The organism is Jatrophihabitans sp. (genome assembly GCF_036000465.1).
GTDB lineage: Bacteria > Actinomycetota > Actinomycetes > Mycobacteriales > Jatrophihabitantaceae > Jatrophihabitans.
On the sequence record NZ_DASYFV010000008.1, the window covers coordinates 33,982 to 52,858 of the forward strand.

Genomic DNA, 18,877 nt, shown 5'->3' on the forward strand with positions numbered 1-18,877 from the left:
CGCACCCGAGAAAGGACACCCCATGCTCAAGATGTCGTCCGCGGTCCGCACGATGACGGCGGTGGGCGCTGTGGCCCTGCTGGCCAGTGCCTGTAGCAGTTCCGGCGGAACCGCCGGCACGTCCGGCAGCTCCGGCAACTCCGGCGGCTCGTCGAGCAGCGGGTCGGCCGCTGCCACCGGCCCGTCCTGGTGCGGGTCGAAGAAGATCAGCCTCGGCCTCACCGACGGCTTCGGGGGCAACAGCTGGCGCCTGGTCACGACGGCGTCGGCCAAGGCCGAGGTCGCCAAGTGCAAGAGCGTCACGAGCTTCAGCTACGCCGACGGCCAGGGCAACGTCCAGAAGGCGATCTCCGACATCCAGGGCATGGTCGCCAAGGGTGTCAACGCGCTGGTCGTCTTCCCCGACGCGGGCAAGGCTGTCCTTCCGGCGCTGCGCAGCGCCTACAAGGCCGGCGTCGTAACCGTGCCCTACCGGGTCGACCCGGGTGGCCAGGACGGCGTGGACTACACGAAGTGGATCGGCGCCGACTTCGCCAACGACGGCAAGAACTGGGCCAACTGGATCGTCAAGAACCTGCCGAGCGGCGGCAACATCCTGTTCCTGTCCGGGCCGGCCGGTAACAGCCAGGGCATCACCGAGGGCAAGGCGATGCACCAGGTGCTCGACCCCACCGGCAAGTACAAGTTCGTCGGCGCCCAGCCGTTCGAGGTCACCAACTGGGACCCGTCGCTGAGCCAGCAGGTGCTCTCGGCCGACATCGCCAAGTACTCCAAGATCGACGTGATCGTCTCCGACTTCGGCCCGTCGCTCGTCGGCGCGCTGCCCGAGTTCGAGAAGAGCAGCCGGTCCATCCCGGCGCTGGTCACCTCGGACGGCAACTCGCTGTCCTGCTTCTGGGAGGACCACAAGGCGAAGAACCCGAAGTTCAAGCTCTTCACCGTCGCGACCGGCAACGACAACGCGCGGCTGGCCGTGCAGTGGGCGATCGCCAAGGCCACCGGCGGCACCCCGCCGACGGACACCCAGTTCGAGGCACCGGTGTTCGAGGACTCGGTCAGCGGCACGCCGCACCCGGTGACCTGCAACCGCGGGCTGTCCGGCGACGTGTACCTGTCGGCCCAGCTGCCCGGCGCCCAGCAGGCCGCACTGTTCAACAAGTAGATCCCGTGACCGCGGGGCCGGCCGGCTGCGATGACGCCCGGCCGGCCCTGCACCGGACGTCGACGCTCCACCCCCGGACGGAAGGACTCTGATCGTGAACGACCAGACGACGTTGACCGCAGCGTCCGCGACCGCCATGGCGCTGTCCGGGATCAGCAAGCACTACGACGGTGTCGCCGCGCTCACGAACGTCGACCTCGACATCCGGTGCGGCGAGGTGCACGCGCTGCTCGGCGAGAACGGCGCGGGAAAGTCGACCCTCATGGCCGTCGCCTCCGGGGCGATCGCGCCCGACACCGGGACGGTCTCCATCGGCGGGAACGAGTACACCCGGCTCACCCCGGTGCAGGCGACGCAGCTGCGCATCGCCATCGTGCACCAGCACCCGGCGGTCATGCCGGACATGACCGTGGCCGAGAACATCCGGACCGCCGTGCCGGCGGCCTACCTGGAGCACCCGGACGGGGCGCGGCGGGCAATGCGGGCCATGCTCGACGACGTCGGCTTCCTCCCGCACCTGGAGGACCGTGTCGGGTCGCTCACCATCGCGCAGAAGCACCTGCTCGAACTGGCGAAGGCGCTCGTCACCCGACCGTCGCTGCTCATCCTCGACGAGCCGACCGCTCCGCTCGGGCAGGAGTCGGTCGACCTGCTGTTCGAGCGGGTCCGCTCCGCGGCGGCCCAGGGCACCGCGGTCGTCTACATAACCCATCGGCTCGCCGAGGTCCGCGCGCTCGCCGATCGGGTGACCGTCCTGCGCGACGGCGAGGTCAGCGGCAGCGCGGCCGCGGGGGACGTGACCGACGACGAGTTGCTCGCCCTGATCGTCGGCCGCAAGCTGGAGCGCACCTTCCCGCCGAAGTGCGACCCGGCCGCGGCGACGGACGAGGTGCTCGCTGTGCAGGGCCTGTCCGGTGACGGCTTCCACGACGTCTCCTTCACCGCTCGCCGCGGCGAGATCATCGGCATCGCCGGCATCGTGGGCAACGGGCAGAGCGCGCTGCTGCACGCGCTGGCCGGGTTGTCGTCCTCCGACGGCACGATCCGGATCGGTGACCGGCGCTACTCCCGCAAGCAGTTGCGCCACCGCTCCGGCTACCTGCCCGCGGACCGGCACCGCGACGGCCTCATGATGTCGATGTCGGTGCGCGAGAACGCCGCGTTGTCGGCGCTCGGGCAGTTCCGGCGCGGCCCGTTGCTGCGACCGGGCCTGGAGAACCGGGCGGTGTCGCGCGAGCTGCAGTCGCTCGCGGTGAAGACACCGTCGCAGGAGGCCCTGGTCTCGGCGCTGTCCGGTGGCAATCAGCAGAAGGTGGTCCTGGCCCGGGCCCTGATGTCCAAGCCCGCGATCCTCGTGGCCGACGAGCCGACCCAGGGAGTGGACGTCGGCGCCCGCGCCGAGATCTACCGGATCCTGCGCGAGATCTCGGCGGCCGGAGTGCCGGTCGTCGTCGCGTCGTCCGACGCGAAGGAGCTCGAGGGACTCTGCGACCGCGTGATCGTCATGTCGCGCGGGTCGGCGGTCGAAACCTTCGAGGGCACGGCGATCACCGAGCAGGCCCTCGTGCACTCGGCCGTGCGCGCAACCGGTCATCGGCGGGAGCAGGTCCGCGCGGGCCGCCCCTCCTCGTCCGCGCTGGGTCGGTTCGTCACGGGCGACTACGCCCCGGTCATCATCCTGGCGCTGGTCATGATCGCGCTCGGCGCGTACGTGCTGAGCCGCAACGACCGCTATCTCTCCGCCTTCAACATCACGTCCGTCGCGACCTCGTGCGCGGCCCTCGGTTTCATCGCCCTCGGCCAGACCGTCGCGCTGCTCGTCGGGGGCATCGACCTGTCCGTCGGCCCGCTCGCCGGCTTCATGGTCGTGGTCGGGTCGTTCTTCCTCGGCGACGGCAAGAGCGGTCCGACGATGCTGCTGGGCCTGCTGCTCATGCTCGCCTCGGGCATCGGCACCGGTGCGGTGAACGGTTCCCTCATCCGCTTCGCGCGGTTCACGCCGGTCGCCGCGACCCTCGCCACCTACATCGGGTTGCAAGGGCTCAGCTTCCTGCTGCGCTCCGTGCCCGGCGGACCCATCGGCAGCACGGTCACCGACGCCGTGACGCGTCGGATCGGCCCGATCCCGCTGTCGTTCCTGGTGATGGTCGGCCTCGCGCTCGTCCTGGAGGCCGTGCTCCGCTATCGCCGCACCGGCCTGAAGGTGCGCGCGGTCGGCTCCCACGAGGAGTCGGCCCGCAAGGTCGGCGTGCGGGTCACGCCCACCGTCATCGGTGCCTACGTAGCCTGCTCGACGCTGGTGTTCCTGGGGGCGATCGTCCTGCTGGCGCAACTCGGTATCGGCGACCCGTCGCAGGGCACCAGCTACACGCTCACCAGCATCACCGCCGTCGTGCTCGGCGGCACCAGCCTGGCCGGCGGGCGCGGGACGTTCCTCGGCACGGTGCTCGGCGCCGGCCTGATCGTCCAGGTGCTCAACGCCACCGTGTTCCTCAACCTCACCCAGACCTGGCAGTACTTCTTCCAGGGCGCGCTCGTCGTGGCCGCCGCCGTCATCTACAGCCAGGTGCGCCGGACCGGCCGCGCCGTCCGCTGACCACTCGAGAAAGGTTCGCCACCGTGCGCGCTGCTCGCTTTCACGCCCAGAAGGACATCCGCGTCGAGGATGTCGATCGCCCGGCGATCAAGGCTCCCGACGAGGTGCTCGTCGAGGTCGCCTGGTGCGGCATCTGCGGCACCGACCTGCACGAGTACCTCGTCGGGCCGATCGTCACGCCGGTGACCCCGCACCCGCTGACCGGCGTCACCCTGCCGCAGACCCTCGGGCACGAGTTCTCCGCCCGCGTCGTCGAGGCCGGCCCCGAGGTGACCGACGTCGAGGTCGGCGACCGGGTCGCGATCATGCCGGCCATCGTGTGCGGTCGCTGCGCCTACTGCCGCCAGGGTCTCGGGCACCTGTGCGTCAAGTTCGCCTGCACCGGGCTGAGTGCCGAGACCGGCGGCCTGGCGCAGTACGCCGTGCTCAAGGACTACCAGGTGTCCGCCCTGCCTGACGAGGTGAGCGACGTGGAGGGCGCGGTCGTCGAGCCGGCCAGCGTCGCTGCGTACGGCATCGACCGCGTCGGGGTGCACGGCGGCGACGTCGTGCTGATCACCGGCGCCGGCCCGATCGGCGTGCTGTCGGCGCTGTACGCGGACGCGATCGGCGCCGCGACCGTCGTCATCGCCGAGCCGAACCCGAACCGGGCCGCCCTGGCCCGGACCCTCGACGTCGGCCCCGTGCTCGACCCGACACAGGACGGCTTCGCCGAGGCCATCGCCGACCTGACCCGCGGACTCGGCGTCGACGTCGTGGCCGAGTGCTCCGGCTCGACGCCCGGCCTGGCCACCGCGCTGACCAGCGTCCGCAAGCGTGGCGCGATCGTGCAGACCGGCCTGCACACCGCGCCGGCCACCCTCGACGGCATGGCGCTGTCGGAGAAGGACGTCAGCCTCGTGGGCAGCTGGTGCTACCTGATCACCGACTGGCCGAGGATCATCCGGCTGATCGCCTCCGGCAAGTACCCTGTCGCGAAGGCCGTCACCTCGCAGATCTCGCTCGAGGACGTGGTCACCCGCGGCTTCGACGTCCTCGTCGACCCGCGGGGTGATCAGCTCAAGGTGCTGGCCTCCCCGACCCTCGCGGGCTGAGGGGGACGGCGATGATCGATCTGCAGGCGGTGCACCACGTCGGGCTCGTCGTCCGCGATCTCGACCGCTCGATCCGCTTCTACCACGACCTGCTCGGGCTGCCGTTCGCCAATGAACCCACCCCGTGGTTCGAAGGACCCGAACTCGCGCGAGGGGTCGGCGTGCCGGGCGCGCGCCTGCGTCAGGTCAGCCTCTGGGTCGGCCCGCACTCGACGATGGAACTGATCGAGTACGCGAACCGGCCCGCGACCAGTACCGCGCCGGTGCCGAACCACCACCTCGGCGCCGCCCACGTGTGTTTCAAGGTCGAGGACGTGCGCGCCACCAAGGCCGAACTCGAGGGCAAGGGCGTGCGGTTCTACTCCGACGTCAACGTCGTCGACTCGGGACCGCTGAGCGGCTGGCGCTGGGTCTACTTCAGCGATCCGGACGGCCTGGCCCTCGAACTGGTCGAGATCGCCTACTACCGCAAGGCGGAACGTGAGGCGAACGCCGCCGAGTACCTGCGCTCCCGACCCCCGTTGTCCGCCGTCGAAGCCCGGCTCGGCTGAGCCGACGGCCCACGCCACGCCGCTCGCACCCCACGACGCGGCCGCCCTGTTCCTGCCACAGAGGAGATCACCATGGTTTCGGCAACGTTCGGCACGACGCGGGTCGACTGGGAGGACCGGCTCGACATCGACCGCCTGCGCCGGGAACGGCTGCAGAAGCTCAAGGCCGAACTCGATCGCTCGGACCTCGGCGCCGTGCTGACCTTCGACTTCCACAACATCCGGTACATGACCGCGACCCACATCGGCACGTGGGCGATGGACAAGATGATCCGTTTCGCGCTGCTGCCCCGCGGCGGCGACCCGGTGTTGTGGGACTTCGGTTCGGCGGCCCGGCACCACCAGCTGCAGTCGCCCTGGCTGGACGCCCCGCACGACGCCGCCGGCCGCGGCCCGCACTACGGCGCTCGGGCCGGCATCTCGACGCTGCGCGGCGCGATCCCGCCCGGGGCCGGGCGGGCCGAGGACGTCGCGGCCAAGGTCGCGCAGGTGATGAACGACTTCGGCCTCGCCGGCCAGCCCATCGGCGTCGACGTCATCGAGCCGCCGGTGCTGTTCGCGCTGCAGGAGCTCGGCTTCCCGGTCGTCGACGGACAGCAGGTCTTCCTCGAAGCGCGGCGGATCAAGACGCCCGACGAGATCGGGCTGCTGACCCAGGCCGCCTCGATGGTGGACGCCGCCTACGAGGATCTCTACGAGTTCCTGCGTCCGGGCGTGCGGGAGAACGAGTGCGTCGGCCTGGTCAGCAAGAAGCTGTTCGACCTCGGCTCGGAGTACGTCGAGGGCGTCAATGCGATCTCCGGCGAACGCTGCTCACCGCACCCGCACGTGTTCTCCGACCGGCTGATCCGGCCCGGGGACCCGGCGTTCTTCGACATCCTGCACAGCTACCAGGGCTACCGCACCTGCTACTACCGCACCTTCGCCGTCGGCAGCGCGTCCTCGGCGCAGCGCGGTGCGTACAAGATCTGTCGCGAGCTGATGGACAACGCCATCGATCTGGTGAAGCCGGGCGCGACTACGGCCGAGATCGTCCAGGTCTGGCCCACCGCACCGGAGTTCGGCTTCCCCGACGAAGAGGCGGCTTTCGCGCTGCAGTACGGGCACGGCGTCGGCCTGAGCATCTGGGAGCGGCCGATCTTCAGCCGGCTCACCTCGATCGACAACCCCGAGACGCTCGAGGTCGGGCAGGTGTTCGCGCTCGAGACGTACTGGCCCGCCGACGACGGATGGGGGGCGGCCCGCATCGAGGAGGAACTCGTCGTGACCGAGACCGGCTGCGAGGTCATCACCAAGTTCCCGGCCGAGGAGCTGCTCGTGGCCGGGAAGCGGTACTACACGACCAGCGGCCCGCTGCCCATCGAGCGGGACAGCCAGTCGCATCTCAACACCCGCGCGAGCCGGGGTGGTGTCGCGTGAGGCTGCCGCTGTCCGACCACGAGTACGGCGCGCACGGCGTGGTGCTGCCGCCGACCGACCAGACCCGGCACGACGACGCCCCCGTGCCGATCGAGACCCGCCTGGGCATCTACCGCAAGCTGCAGGAGATGCGCCAGTTCGAGAAGCGCGCCTACGACCTGTTCATGCGCCAGCTCGTGAAGGGCACCAGCCACCTCTCGCTCGGTATGGAGGCGATCTCGGCCGGCTTCGGCGCTGCGATGCACCAGCACGACCTGACGTTCGCGACGTACCGGGGTCACGCGCACACGCTGGCCCGCGGCGTGCCGATGACGCCCGTGCTCGCCGAGCTGCTCGGTCGCGCCAACGGGTTGATGGGCGGCAAGGGCGGCTCGATGCACCTGACCAGCGTCGAGCACGGCGTGCTCGGCTCCTACGCGATCATCGGCGCGCACCTGACGATCGCCAATGGTGCGGCCTGGTCCGCGCAGTACCGCGGCTCCGGGCAGGTGACGGTCTGCTTCTTCGGCGACGGCACCACGAACATCGGCGCGTTCCACGAGGCGCTCAACTACGCCGCCGTCTACAAGTTGCCGATCGTGTTCGTCTGCGAGAACAACCTCTACATGGAGTACACCTCCATCGCCGACATCACCGCCGTGCCGCACCCCGCGGCCGACCGGGCCGCGGCCTACGGGCTCGAGCCGGTCATCGTCGACGGCAACGACGCCGACGAGACCTATCTGGCCGCCGCCTCCGCGATCGAGCGGGCCCGCCGCGGCGACGGGCCGTCGCTCGTCGAGGCCCTGACCTACCGCCACGGCGGCCACTCGCGGGCCGACCCGGGCAAGTACCGGCCGCAGGACGAGGTCGAGGCGTGGAAGGCCTACGACCCGATCGCGATCTACCGCGGTCGGCTGGAACGCCTCGGCGTCGACCGCGCCGAGCTCGACCTCATCGACAAGGAGGTCGCCGAGGCCGTGGACCTCGCGACCGACGAGGCCATCGCCGGCGAGCTGCCCCCGCCGGAGAGTGCCTTCACCGACCTGTGGGCGGACGGAGGCTCGTCGTGGCGGAACTGACCTATCGGGACGCGGTGGCGCGCGGCATCGCCCAGGAGATGCGTCGCGACGAGCGGGTCGTGATGATCGGCGAGGATGTCGCCGGTGCCGGCGGCGTCTTCAAGACCACCGTCGGGCTGCTGGACGAGTTCGGCCCGCGCCGCGTGATCGACACCCCGATCTCCGAGCAGGCCATCCTCGGCGCGGCCATGGGCGCGGCGATGACCGGCCTGCGTCCGGTCGCCGAGATCATGTTCTCCGACTTCTTCGCGGTCTGCTGGGACATCGTCGTCAACGAGATCGCCAAGACCCGCTACATGACCGGCGGCCAGGTCACCATCCCGCTGGTGATCAAGACCGGCAACGGCGGCAGCCTGCGCTTCGGGGCGCAGCACTCGCAGGCGGTCGAGAACTGGGCCATGGCGGTGCCGGGGTTGAAGGTGGTCACCCCGTCCACGCCGCGCGACGTCGTCGGATTGATGGCCGCCGCGGTGCGCAGTGACGACCCGGTGCTGTTCTTCGAGCACAAGGGCCTGTACGCCATGAAGGGCGAGGTGCCCGACGGCGAGATCGTCGACGAGCTCGGCACCGCCGTCGTGCGGCGGCCGGGCACCGACGCGACGATCCTGTCGCTCGGGCTCACGGTCAAGCGCGCGCTCGACGCGGCCGACCAGCTCGCCGAGCGAGGCATCCAGGCCGAGGTCGTCGACGTCCGCTCGCTGGTGCCGCTGGACACCCGCACCATCCTCGCCTCGGTCGCCAAGACCGGCCGCCTGTTCACCGTCGAGGAGAACCCGCGGCTGCTCGGGTGGGGGGCCGAGATCGCCTCGATCGCCGCCGAGGAGGCGTTCTGGGATCTCGACGGTCCGATCCAGCGCATCACCACGCCGCACATCCCGCTGCCCGCCGCCGACTCGCTCGAGGATCTGGTACTTCCCTCGGCCGACGTGGTGGCGACGACGGTGGAGAAGGCCCTGCAGTCGTGAACATCGACGTCACCATGCCGCAGCTCGGCGAGACCGTCGCCGAGGGCACCGTCGCCCGCTGGCTGAAGCGGGTGGGCGACCAGGTCGCCGATCAGGAGCCGTTGCTCGAGATCGCGACCGACAAGGTCGACACCGAGGTCCCCTCGCCCGGCGCCGGCACCCTGATCGAGATCGTCATCGCCGAGGACACCACCGTGTCCGTCGGCACGGTGCTCGCGGTCATCGGGTCGACGGCGCCGGCGCCGGTGGCCCTGCCGCCGATCCCGGTCGCGGTGGGCGGCGGTGGCGCGGCCGCGCCCGGCCCGGCCGCTTCGCGGCGGCACCGGCACGTCCACTCGCCCCGGGTCCGTCGGCTCGCCGCCGAGAACGGCGTCGCGCTGACGCTGCTGCACGGCACCGGGCCGGGCGGCCGCGTGACGCCGCGCGACGTCGCGAGCGCCGCCGCCGCGCACCAGCAGCCCGAGCCCGTCGCCGCCGTGGCGGCGCCGCCGGTCGGGGCGGCACCGGCGCCGACATACACACCGACGGCCGGCGAACGCGTCGAGCCGATGAGCCCGCTGCGCACGGTCATCGCCGACCGCATGATGCAGTCGCTGCACACCTCGGCCCAGCTGACCACGGTCGTCGAGGTCGACGTGACGGCCGTGGTTGCGCTGCGGCGTGTCGCCGCGCCGGAGCTGGCGCAGCGGCTGGGCGTTCGGCTGACCCTGACCGCCTTCTTCGCCAAGGCCGCCGTCGAGGCGCTGCGCACCCTCCCATTGCTCAACGCCTCGGTCGGCCCCGACGGCCGCTCGGTGATCCACCACGACGCCCAGCACCTCGGCGTCGCCGTCGACACCGAACGCGGCCTGCTGGTACCGGTCGTACGGGACGCCGGCGACCTGAGCCTGCTCGGGCTCTGCCGCCGGATCGAGGACCTCGCCGACCGCACCCGGACGGGTGGGATCGCCCCGGACGAGCTGGTCGGCGGCACGTTCACCCTGACCAACACGGGCAGTCGCGGCGCGTTGTTCGACACGCCGATCCTCGTGCCCGGCCAGGTCGGCATACTCGGCACCGGTGCGGTCGTGGAGCGGCCCGCCGTCTGGCGCCAGCCCGACGGCGAGCGGCTCATCGCGATCCGGTCGCTGGCCCACTTCGCCCTCACCTACGACCACCGCCTCGTCGACGGCGCCGACGCCGCCCGCTTCCTCACCGCGGTGAAGCGGCGACTCGAGGCCGGCCAGTTCCAGCACGAGCTGGCCTGACCCGTCCACCCAGGGAGTTCCTCCGTGTACCTCGGCAGCCGCATCGGCCACCTCGCCTACTCGACCCTCGTGCACGCCGGCGACACCTGGCCGGAGATGCGCGAGAGCCTCGAGACCTTCGCCCCCGCCGTCAAGGCGCGGGTCGCACCCGACGCGCCGTACGGGCTGTCACTGCGGCTCTCCGCCGACTCGGCGCAGCAGCTCACCGACGATCCGGCCGAACGGAAGCGGCTACACGCCTGGCTCGACCAGCACGACATGTACGTGTTCACCGTCAACGCGTTCCCCTACGGGCCGTTCAAGAACCGCGTCGTCATGGAGCAGGTCTACGAGCCGGACTGGTCGACCGAGGACCGGGTGCGCTACACCTGCCAGGTCGCCGACATCCTGGCCGAGATCACGCCCGACCACGTCGCGCCGTCGATCCAGACCGCGCCGCTCGCGTTCCGGCCCAAGGTGCGCACCGACGCCGACGTCGCCGGGCTCACCGGCAACCTGCTCCGCGTGGTGGCGCACCTCGTGGCGCTCGAGGCGCGCACCGGCCGGCGGATGAAGCTGGCGCTCGAGCCCGAGCCGTACTGCTTCCTCGAGACCACCGAGGAGACGATCGCCTACTTCCGCGAGCACGTCTGGTCGCCGCAGGGCACCCGCATCCTCGCCGAGCTGACCGGGCTGCCCGCCGCCGAGGTCACCGGCCTCGTCCGCCGCCACCTCGGCGTGGTGTTCGACATCTGCCACCAGTCGGTCGAGTTCGAGGACATCGGCGCCTCGCTGCGGTCGCTCCGTGACGCCGGCGTCCCGATCTTCAAGTTCCAGGCCGCGGCGGCGCTGCGGGTCCCGCAGGTGACGCCCGACAGCATCGCCGCGCTGACCCCGTTCACCGACACGATCTACCTGAGCCAGACCACCGAGGCCCGCGACGGCGAACTGACCCGCCTGCTCACCCTCGCCGACGCCATCGAGCGCTGGAAGCAGGACCCGTCGGGCGAGCGCGAGTGGCGCACCCACTTCCACGTCCCGGTCTTCCTCGACGACCTGGGCGAGTTCCGCACGACGCGCTCCGGCATCGAGGACGCGATCGCCGTGCACGCCGAGCTGCCGCTGTCGGACCACCTGGAGATCGAGACCTACACGTGGGACGTGCTGCCCTCGCACCTGAAGACCGGCGACATCGTCGACTACGTCTGCCGCGAGCTGGAGTGGATGCGGCAGACGCTGGTCGCGGCGACCGGCTGACCGATCCTCAGGACGGCAGGATGCCGCTCAGGTCCCACATCCGGGCACCCTCGACGCGTACGGCGCGGAACGGCGGCACGGCCTCGAACACGAGCAGGCTGCACTCGGGCCGGCGGGCGAGCTGACGGAGCTTGGCGTCACCGTCGGCAATGACCACATCGAGCTTCTCCCCCGTGCGGCGGAACCAGACGGGCGATGCGACCGCCGTGTCGTCCGCGCGGTAGGTGGTGAGCACCGCGGGGTACGGACCGTTCGGCAACGACGTCATTCACGACGCCTGGGGGGACCGGCGGGTCTCGAGCACGACGGCCGCGCGATCGCGGGTGTCGAAGTAGACGAAGCCGCTGCCGTCGGGGCGCTGTCCCCGCATCAGCACGTCGAGGCCGAGCGTTCCAGCCAGCGCGATCGCGCCGTCGACGTCGTGCTCGAAGCCGAGGTGGAAGACGCCCTCGCCGTGGGTGTCGAGGAAGCGACGCTGCGGGCAGTCGAGCTCCGGGGGTTGGCAGAGCTGCAGCTGGACGTTGTCGAGATCGACGACGCGGTAGCGCATCTGCCGGAACGCCTCGGGGCTGGGCACGTCTAGGTCGGTGTACTCGGTCAGCGGCGGGTACTCGCGCCACGGCCCGACACCGATCGACTCGTAGTAGGTCTGGGCGGCGTCGATGTCGTGCACGACGAGGCAGATGTGGTGGAGCCGGTGGAACGGCGTGGTCACGGGAGCTCCTCGAGGATGCGCTCGTTGAACTGGTCGAGGTCGAGGACGGGCGTCCCGGGGCCGGCCAGGTCGTAGGTGGGGGCGCCCTTGTCGAGGACGCGGTCGATCGCGCCGCGCACCCGGGTGTGCAGGTCGAGCGCGGCGAGGTCGGGGCACCAGGCGAGGAGGTCGACGAGCGCGAGCCACGCTCCGGTGGGGTTGGATCGACGGCTGCCGGTGCGGTGCGGCGACGAGCCGTGCGCCGGTTCGAACAGCGCGGTGACGCCGTGGCCGAAGCGCCGGTCGGGGCTGATCGTGGCCGAGCCGCACAGCGCGGGCGAGCCGGCGCGGGCGCACACGATGTCGGAGAGGATGTCGCCGAAGAGTCCTTCGGTGATGACGACGGCCGGCAGCTGGTCGTACTTGACGAGTTCGTAGGCGGCGCGGTCGACATTGACGTCGTCGATCGCGAGGCCGGTGGCCCCGGCGGTGGCGTGCGAGATACGGCGCCACAACCGTGACGTCGCGTAGACGCTGGCCTTGTCGACGCTCATGACCCGCCGGCCCGGGTGCGCTCGGGCGTGCTCGACGCCGATGTCGAAGACCTCCTGCACGCGCCGCGGGTTGAGCACGATGCGGTCCTCGGCGTCGCCGGTGCCGTCGCTCTCGACCCGCTGGTCGGGCCCGGCGTAGGCGCCGCCGGTGATGTTGCGGACGATGATGACGTCGGCCTCGCCGGGCACGCGGACGGTGCGCACGCTGATGCGCAGGTCGAACAGGTGCCGGAGCCGGATGAGGGCGGCCTCGGGATTCGGGCACTCGGCCGAGGTGATGCCGGGGTGGGTGCCGACCGCGCCGGAGAGCACGACGTCGGCGTCGCGGCAGGCGGCGACGGTGTCGTCGGGCAGCGTCGAGCCGGTGGCGGCCCAGCCGCTCGTGCCGTAGGCCCACGGACCGGTGAGCTCGACCGGCGCGCCGTCGCGGGCGAGCCGGCGCAGGTAGGCGACCGGGCCGTCGAGGATCTCGGTGCCGATCCCGTCACCGGGCAGCAGGGCAACGATGCTCACGACAGCAGGCTCCTGGTCTGGGTGGTCATGATCGCGGTGGCGCGGTCGGGGCCGACGCGGGCCTCGAGGTCGTGCAGCCACGGCGCGACCGCGGTCTCCGGGCCGGGGTGGTGCGCGTGGCCGAGGTCGCCGCCGAAGACGAGCAGCGAGGGCGGGTAGCTGCGGGTGAGGTCGAGGCTGGCGTGGTCGGCATCGCCGAGCAGGTCGGGCAGGATGCCGAGTTCGAGATGGACGTCGAGGGCCTGCAGCGCCAGCGCGGCCTCGTCGCTCCAGTGCAGGAACGCCATGAGCGGGTGGTTGACCATGAGCCGCTGCACGCCGCGGCGGCGGGCCTCGGTGAACAGCAGCACCGTCTCGGCGGCGGCGAGGTGGCCGCTGGCGAGCAGCAGGTCGTGCTCGGCAATGACGTCGAGGACGTCGTGCCAGGCCGGCAGCAGCCGACCGGTGTCGTCGACGATCTCCACCACGCGCAGCTCGAAGCCGCGGTGCACCGACAGCTCGGGCGACGAGGCGCCGCGCTTGTGGTTCGGCGCGGAGACGGTCGGCATCCACACGACGCGCCCGCCGAGGCGGGCGGCGACCTGCACGGCGTCGGGGTTCGCGCCGCCGACCGGGCTGTTGAGCACGATGCCGCCGAACACCTCGTCGCCGAGCGCGGCGGCCCGCTCGACCGTGCTGCCCTCGTGGGCCTTCAGCACGATGGTGCCGAAGCCGACCGCCCGTTCGGCCGCGGTGGTCTGCGCGTCGTTGCCGTGGCGCGGCAGCAGGCTCGGGGCGGCGTGCACGTGCAGGTCGGTCATGTCGGCGGCCCAGCCGGGCAGCGCGCTCGTCACAGCCTCACTCCGTTCGGCCCGCCGAAGGCGCGATGCCCTCGGCTCGCTCCGCAAGCGTCGCTCACAGCTCCACCCATTCGAGCACGGGTCGTTCGGTGAGCAGCCGGCGCTGCACCTTGCCGGCGGCGGCGTCGCGGGGCAACGCCCCGACCCGGGCGACGGCGACCGGCCGCATGAACGCGGGCAGCGCGGCGATCGACTTCTTCAGGTGCTCGAGCGGCAGCTCGTCGGTGACGGCGTAGAGGACGACCTCCTCGTCGACGAGCGCGCCCGGACGCTTCCACAACGCGTGGTCGGTGAGACCGTCGACCCCGGCGAGGTGGTTCTCGACGAAGGGGATCGGCACGAACTCGCCCTTGACCCGGATCGACTCGGCCGCCCGCTCGACGAACACGAGGTGGTCGGGGGATTCGGCCCGGCCGAGGTCGCCGGTGTCGAACCAGCCCTCGGCGTCACGTGCCGGGTCGAGGCCGCCGGCGCGCACGTAGCCGTCGAACAGGGCGGCGTGGACGCGCTCGCGCACGTGGATGATCCCGTCCTCGTCGAGACGCCACTCGATGTCCTCGCGCGCGGCCCCGCCGTGCCGGCTGGCGTCGTCCGGGATCACGTCGGCGGCCGGGTCCCAGCGGTGCAGGTGCGACACGCCCCCCGCCTCGGTCGAGCCGTAGCCCGAGACGGCGGCCGGTACGCCGAACCGCTCCAGGAAGTCGCGGTCGGCGTAGAACATCGTGCGCACCCGGTGACCCGCGGCCGGCTCGTCGGTGGTCGCCCGCTTGAGGATCTCGACCGGCGGCGCGTGCAGGATCAGCACGCTGATGCGCTCCGCGACCACCGCGGGCCAGAACCCGCTCGCGGAGAACTTCGACACCGTCAGGGCGTCGGCCCCGCTGAGCAGCGCGGTGATGACGCCGTAGCCCATCGGGTTGATGTGGAACAGCGGCAGCGGCGCGAGCACGCGATCGGCCGGGGTCAGCTCGAGCGCCCCGGCCATCGCCGCGGCGAGCCGGGCGAAGTAGTCGTGCGTCTGGGCGCAGAGCTTCGGCAGCCCGGTCGTCCCGGAGGTGTGCATGTAGGAGACGACGTCGAAAGGATCCGCCTGCCCGCCCGGCAGCCCGTCCGGCGCCGCCGTGGCCGTGCGCGCGCGGTTGATCTCGTCCGGGCGCAGGACCCGGACCGGGGCGAGCGGTTCGAGCATGCGCTCGATCAACTCGTCCGGGTAGGTCGGGTTGACGAGCGCGACCGGCAGCCCGGCGAGCACGCACGCCAACCACGTCACGACGTAGTCGGTCGAGGTCGGCGCGACGAGCGCGACCCGATCACCGGGCGTGAGGCCCGAGGCGAGCAGTTCCCGCGCCCGGGCGGCGGCGAACCCGAGTGCCCCGGCGAGCTCGATCTGGTCGTCCACGGTGCCGAGCCGCAGGTCGGGCCGCGCGGCGGAGACCGCCGTCGCGAGGTTCACGCCAGCCCCTCGTGGTCGGCGCTGTTGAGGACGCGGCGGGCGATGAAGTTGCGCATGATCTCGTTCGAGCCGCCGGCGACCTTGAGCACCTTGATGTCGTTCACGATGTCGGTGTACGGGGTGTCGAAGTACAGACCGTGCCCGCCGACCAGGCTGTAGGCGGCATCCGAGGCCTGCTCCGCCGCGGCGATCGCCAGCTTCTTCGCGGTCGTCGTGCGCAGCGCGATGTCCTCGCCGCGGCCGTGCGCGACCGCTGCGTCGTCGCGCGCCAGCGACGCGGCCTGCAACGCCGTCCAGGCGTCGGCGACGGTCCACTGGATGCCCTGGAAGTCGGTGACGACGTTGTCACCGACCTGGCGCGTGCCGGCGTAGTCGAGCGCGAGCGCCAGCGACCGGCGCCCGAGCCCGATGAGTTCCGACGCGTTGCCGAGCCGGCTCACGTTGAAGGTCGACAGGAAGGTGGCCAGCCCCTCGCCGGGTGGTCCCAGCCGCGCGGTGTCGGGCACCCGGACCCGGTCGAACTCGACGTCGGCGGTGCGGATCAGGCGCAGCCCGATGGCGCGCGTGACGTGCGTGCGGATGCCCGGCAGCGTCATGTCGACGAGGAAGCAGGTCAGCCCCTCGTCGGCGATCGCGTAGAACAGGGTGACGTCGCAGTCGGCGCCGAGGTTGATGTGCGTCTTGCTGCCGGTCAGCACCCAGTCGCCGCTGTCGCGGACCGCGGTCGACTTCATCGCCTTGAACGACGAGCCGGCGTTCATCTCGCTGATGCACTCGCTGAAGACGATCTCGCCCGTCGCGATGCCGCGCAGCCACTGCTGCTTCTGTTCGTCGGTACCCCAGTCGAGCAGCCACCGCTGACCCTGCGCGGCGATCTGCCCCGACACGAGCCCGTGCCGCCCGACCTCCTCGGAGATCACGGCGTACTCGCTCACCCCGCCGCCGAGCCCGCCCCACTCGGCCGGGACGAGCGGACCGAGGTAGCCGAGCCGCCCGAGCTCGCGGTAGAGGTCGCGCGGGAAGCGGTTCGCCCGGTTGGCGATGTCGAGTTCGCCGCGGTGCGTCTCGCCGAAGGCGGCGAGGTCCTTCCGGGTGGCGGCGATCCAGTCGCGCAGCGCCGGGTCGGCCGACAGCGCCGGGTACATCAGAACACCAGCTCGACGGGGCGGGTGGCCCGGGCTTCGGTGAAGCGTTCGAGCCGGAGGGCGCTCGCGTCGACGCTGGTGATGGCGCCGGTGGTGATCTGCTCGGCCACGAGCCGTCCGATCTCGGGCGCCTGCATCATGCCGTGCCCGGAGAAGCCGCACGCATTGATCCACGTCGGCGCCGCGGGCGCGGGTCCGACGATGCCGTGGTGGTCGGGGGTGTTCTCGTAGGTGCCGGCCCAGCAGCCGGCGCGGTCGAGCGGGACGTCGACCAGCCAGGGGAAGCGCCGCGTGCCGGCCTCGAGCAGCGCCTCCATCCAGGACCAGTCGACGTGGACGTTGTAGCCGTCGACCTCGTCGGGTCGGGCCCCGCCGAACAACAACCGCGACCCGTCGCTGCGGAGGTACACGCCGGAGGTGAAGTCCACGGTCATGGGGACGGCCCGGTCGAGGGCACCCGGAGCCGACGAGTAGACGTTGCGCCGGGAGTGGACGACCGGCACGTCCAGACCGGCCAGCCGCGCGACCTCGCCGGACCAGCCACCGGCCGCGTTGACGAGGTACTGCGTGCGGATCGTGCGGTCGCCGGCCCGGACGCTCCAGCCGCCGTCGGCGTGCGGATCGATCTCGCGGACCGGGCTGCGGTAGCACACCTGCGCGCCGCGGGCCCGCGCCAGCTCGACGTAGGCGCTGCTGGCCAGGTGCGGGTCGACGACACCGTCGGCCGGTCCCCAGGTGGTGCCGCCCAGGCCGGCCGTCTCGAACGGCGTCCGCTCCTGGGCGGCGGCGAACGGGAGCACCTCGACCGGCACGCCGTGCGCGCGCTGCAGTTCGACCGCCTCCAACTGGGCCGCCCAGGCGGGCTCGGAGACGAGCAGCAGGTAGCCCGACGGGCGGTAGCCGACGTCGATCCCGTGCACCGCGGGGAAGTCGCGGTAGGCCCGGATGCTGCGCCACGACAGCTCGACGTTGAGCTCGTCGGCCCACTGCCCCCGGATCGACGCGAACGACCGTCCGGTGCTGCCCTCGGCCGGGCCGTCCAGGGCCTCGACGAGAGTGACCCGGTGACCGGCCGACGCCAGCTGGAACGCGCTGCTGGCGCCGATCGCGCCGGCCCCGACGACGACCACGTCGGCGACTGATTCGCTCATGGGCCACCCTCGCTCCGCGCGGCGCCGCCGGTCGGGGCCGCGAATGGCTCGACGCTAGGCGTCGCAGCCGTGACCCCGCATCGGCGGGAAAGCGGAAGTCGAGACCAACCTTTCCGACAACTGTCGAAGAACGACTCGATCAGTCGACGCTGCGGTACGCGGCGAGTTGCAGGGCGAGGTGCAGGTCGTCGCGCCCCTCGGCGAGGCGCAGGTTGACGCCGGTGAGCGCCTCTATCCGCTCGAGCCGGTAGTAGAGCGTGGTGCGGTGGATGTGCAGGGCCTCGGCGCTGCGGGTGACATCGCCGCCGTTGTCGAGTACGCAGCGGGCCGTGTCGAGCAGGTCGGACCGCTTCTGCGCCAGCAGGACGTCGACGCCGCGATGGATCCGACCGGGGGTCAGCTCGGCCGGCGCGGCGACGATCAGGTGCCAACCCCCGAGCGCGTCCCAGGTCGGCGCGGTCAGCATCGCGCCGGCGGCGACCGCGCGACGGACGGCGGTGGCCCGCCCGATCGCGACGGCGAGGTCGGCCAGCGGCACCGGGCGACCGCTGGTGAACGCTGCCGCCGCAGGGGGATCGGCGTGGATGCTCACGCCGTCGAACGCCCACCCCGTCGACGAGGGCGGGGCGTTGACGGCGACCAGGCAGCCGGGGGGCAGCCGCTCCGACCGGATCAGTTCGGCGGCCGCCTCCTCGTCGTGGGCGGCGGCGAGCCGGGTGAGCGCGTCCCGGCGGCGCTCCTCACGGTCGCGCATCACCGGCAGTTCGGCCGCCATCACCTCGCCGGCCGATCGGGCGCACGCCACGAGCGGCGCGAGATCGTCCTCGCCGATCTTGCCGTCGGGGTCGACGACCCACAGGTAGCCGAGCAGCTGCCGCCCGTGGCGGATCGGCACGCACCAGCGTTCGGCCATGTCGAGCTCGGGCGCGGCCGGCGTGCGCACCGGGCCGGGCGCGTCGGGGAGGCCGAGCCGGGTGACGACGGCGGCCGCGGCCGGCGGCGGTTGGCGCTGCATGATGTTCTGCATCCGGACGGTGTCGACCTGCCCCTGGACGCTCCACCACAGCGGCCGGTGCGCGCTGTCCTCGACCAGCACCGGGCATCCGACGGTGGTGGCCAGCTCCTCCACCTCGCGCTGGATGTCGGGCACGTCCGCCTCCTCGCCCCGGCCCCGGTGCCGAGTCCGACAATCGTAGG

17 protein-coding genes are annotated in these 18,877 nt (G+C 71.9%); 9 read left to right on the plus strand and 8 right to left on the minus strand.

Annotation, left to right across the window (positions count from 1 at the left end):
- The first annotated feature begins 52 nt into the window (after nucleotides 1-52).
- The 9 genes from VGN18_RS02760 (at nucleotide 53) to eboE (ending at nucleotide 11,331) form a co-directional block, all read left to right on the plus strand.
- Nucleotides 53-1,162 (plus strand): substrate-binding domain-containing protein, encoded by a 1,110-nt coding sequence (locus tag VGN18_RS02760; RefSeq protein ID WP_349259816.1) that lies wholly within the window; start codon nucleotides 53-55, stop codon nucleotides 1,160-1,162.
- 94 nt (nucleotides 1,163-1,256) lie between these two features.
- Nucleotides 1,257-3,758: an ATP-binding cassette domain-containing protein gene (locus tag VGN18_RS02765; protein WP_327538105.1), complete on the plus strand. Its 2,502-nt coding sequence runs from the start codon at nucleotides 1,257-1,259 to the stop codon at nucleotides 3,756-3,758.
- Between the two features lie 23 nt (nucleotides 3,759-3,781).
- The gene (locus VGN18_RS02770) at nucleotides 3,782-4,852 is read left to right on the plus strand and encodes a 2,3-butanediol dehydrogenase (protein ID WP_327538106.1); all 1,071 of its coding nucleotides are present in this window, start codon (nucleotides 3,782-3,784) and stop codon (nucleotides 4,850-4,852) included.
- Nucleotides 4,853-4,863: 11 nt separating this feature from the next.
- Nucleotides 4,864-5,403: a VOC family protein gene (locus VGN18_RS02775; RefSeq protein WP_327538107.1), complete on the plus strand. Its 540-nt coding sequence runs from the start codon at nucleotides 4,864-4,866 to the stop codon at nucleotides 5,401-5,403.
- 72 nt (nucleotides 5,404-5,475) lie between these two features.
- Nucleotides 5,476-6,822, plus strand: coding sequence for a Xaa-Pro peptidase family protein (locus VGN18_RS02780; RefSeq protein WP_327538108.1), 1,347 nt, complete (start codon nucleotides 5,476-5,478; stop codon nucleotides 6,820-6,822).
- Complete coding sequence (locus tag VGN18_RS02785) at nucleotides 6,819-7,883, plus strand: thiamine pyrophosphate-dependent dehydrogenase E1 component subunit alpha (protein WP_327538109.1); 1,065 nt, start codon at nucleotides 6,819-6,821, stop codon at nucleotides 7,881-7,883. The genes VGN18_RS02780 and VGN18_RS02785 overlap by 4 nt, the downstream gene beginning before the upstream one ends.
- Nucleotides 7,871-8,848 carry an alpha-ketoacid dehydrogenase subunit beta gene (locus VGN18_RS02790; protein ID WP_327538110.1) on the plus strand — a complete coding sequence of 326 codons (978 nt, stop codon included), beginning with the start codon at nucleotides 7,871-7,873 and terminating at the stop codon, nucleotides 8,846-8,848. Before VGN18_RS02785 ends, VGN18_RS02790 begins: the two co-directional genes overlap by 13 nt.
- Nucleotides 8,845-10,095, plus strand: coding sequence for a 2-oxo acid dehydrogenase subunit E2 (locus VGN18_RS02795; RefSeq protein WP_327538111.1), 1,251 nt, complete (start codon nucleotides 8,845-8,847; stop codon nucleotides 10,093-10,095). The genes VGN18_RS02790 and VGN18_RS02795 overlap by 4 nt, the downstream gene beginning before the upstream one ends.
- 24 nt (nucleotides 10,096-10,119) lie before the next feature.
- The gene (gene eboE / locus VGN18_RS02800) at nucleotides 10,120-11,331 is read left to right on the plus strand and encodes a metabolite traffic protein EboE (RefSeq protein WP_327538112.1); all 1,212 of its coding nucleotides are present in this window, start codon (nucleotides 10,120-10,122) and stop codon (nucleotides 11,329-11,331) included.
- Nucleotides 11,332-11,338: 7 nt separating this feature from the next.
- Here the strand turns inward: eboE and VGN18_RS02805 are convergent, their stop codons facing one another.
- The 8 genes from VGN18_RS02805 to VGN18_RS02840 all read right to left on the minus strand — a co-directional run bounded on the left by VGN18_RS02805 (nucleotide 11,339) and on the right by VGN18_RS02840 (nucleotide 18,830).
- Nucleotides 11,339-11,599 carry a pyridoxamine 5'-phosphate oxidase family protein gene (locus VGN18_RS02805; RefSeq protein ID WP_327538113.1) on the minus strand — a complete coding sequence of 87 codons (261 nt, stop codon included), beginning with the start codon at nucleotides 11,597-11,599 and terminating at the stop codon, nucleotides 11,339-11,341.
- Complete coding sequence (locus tag VGN18_RS02810) at nucleotides 11,600-12,046, minus strand: VOC family protein (protein ID WP_327538114.1); 447 nt, start codon at nucleotides 12,044-12,046, stop codon at nucleotides 11,600-11,602.
- The gene (locus tag VGN18_RS02815; protein ID WP_327538115.1) at nucleotides 12,043-13,092 is read right to left on the minus strand and encodes an isocitrate/isopropylmalate family dehydrogenase; all 1,050 of its coding nucleotides are present in this window, start codon (nucleotides 13,090-13,092) and stop codon (nucleotides 12,043-12,045) included. The genes VGN18_RS02810 and VGN18_RS02815 overlap by 4 nt, the downstream gene beginning before the upstream one ends.
- Entirely contained in the window at nucleotides 13,089-13,925 is an 837-nt protein-coding gene (locus tag VGN18_RS02820; protein ID WP_327538116.1) for a DUF6282 family protein, read from the minus strand. The genes VGN18_RS02815 and VGN18_RS02820 overlap by 4 nt, the downstream gene beginning before the upstream one ends.
- A 61-nt stretch (nucleotides 13,926-13,986) precedes the next feature.
- Nucleotides 13,987-15,384, minus strand: a complete 1,398-nt coding sequence (locus VGN18_RS02825; RefSeq protein WP_327538117.1) for a class I adenylate-forming enzyme family protein — start codon at nucleotides 15,382-15,384, stop codon at nucleotides 13,987-13,989.
- Entirely contained in the window at nucleotides 15,381-16,529 is a 1,149-nt protein-coding gene (locus tag VGN18_RS02830; protein WP_327538118.1) for an acyl-CoA dehydrogenase family protein, read from the minus strand. Before VGN18_RS02830 ends, VGN18_RS02825 begins: the two co-directional genes overlap by 4 nt.
- On the minus strand, nucleotides 16,529-17,680 hold the full coding sequence (locus tag VGN18_RS02835; RefSeq protein WP_327538119.1) for an FAD-dependent oxidoreductase: 1,152 nt from the start codon (nucleotides 17,678-17,680) through the stop codon (nucleotides 16,529-16,531). Before VGN18_RS02835 ends, VGN18_RS02830 begins: the two co-directional genes overlap by 1 nt.
- A gap of 139 nt (nucleotides 17,681-17,819) precedes the next feature.
- A complete protein-coding gene (locus VGN18_RS02840) occupies nucleotides 17,820-18,830 on the minus strand; it encodes a helix-turn-helix domain-containing protein (protein WP_327538120.1) in 1,011 nt (336 codons plus the stop codon).
- Nucleotides 18,831-18,877: the final 47 nt, after the last annotated feature.

What these genes read in the sequence shown, in the direction of transcription:
- VGN18_RS02830 (WP_327538118.1), bottom strand. Translation starts at nt 16,529, where the DNA reads ATGTACCCGGCGCTGTCGGCCGACCCGGCGCTGCGCGACTGGATCGCC.
- VGN18_RS02835 (WP_327538119.1), bottom strand. Translation starts at nt 17,680, where the DNA reads ATGAGCGAATCAGTCGCCGACGTGGTCGTCGTCGGGGCCGGCGCGATC.
- VGN18_RS02780 (WP_327538108.1), top strand. Translation starts at nt 5,476, where the DNA reads ATGGTTTCGGCAACGTTCGGCACGACGCGGGTCGACTGGGAGGACCGG.
- VGN18_RS02805 (WP_327538113.1), bottom strand. Translation starts at nt 11,599, where the DNA reads ATGACGTCGTTGCCGAACGGTCCGTACCCCGCGGTGCTCACCACCTAC.
- VGN18_RS02775 (WP_327538107.1), top strand. Translation starts at nt 4,864, where the DNA reads ATGATCGATCTGCAGGCGGTGCACCACGTCGGGCTCGTCGTCCGCGAT.
- VGN18_RS02760 (WP_349259816.1), top strand. Translation starts at nt 53, where the DNA reads ATGACGGCGGTGGGCGCTGTGGCCCTGCTGGCCAGTGCCTGTAGCAGT.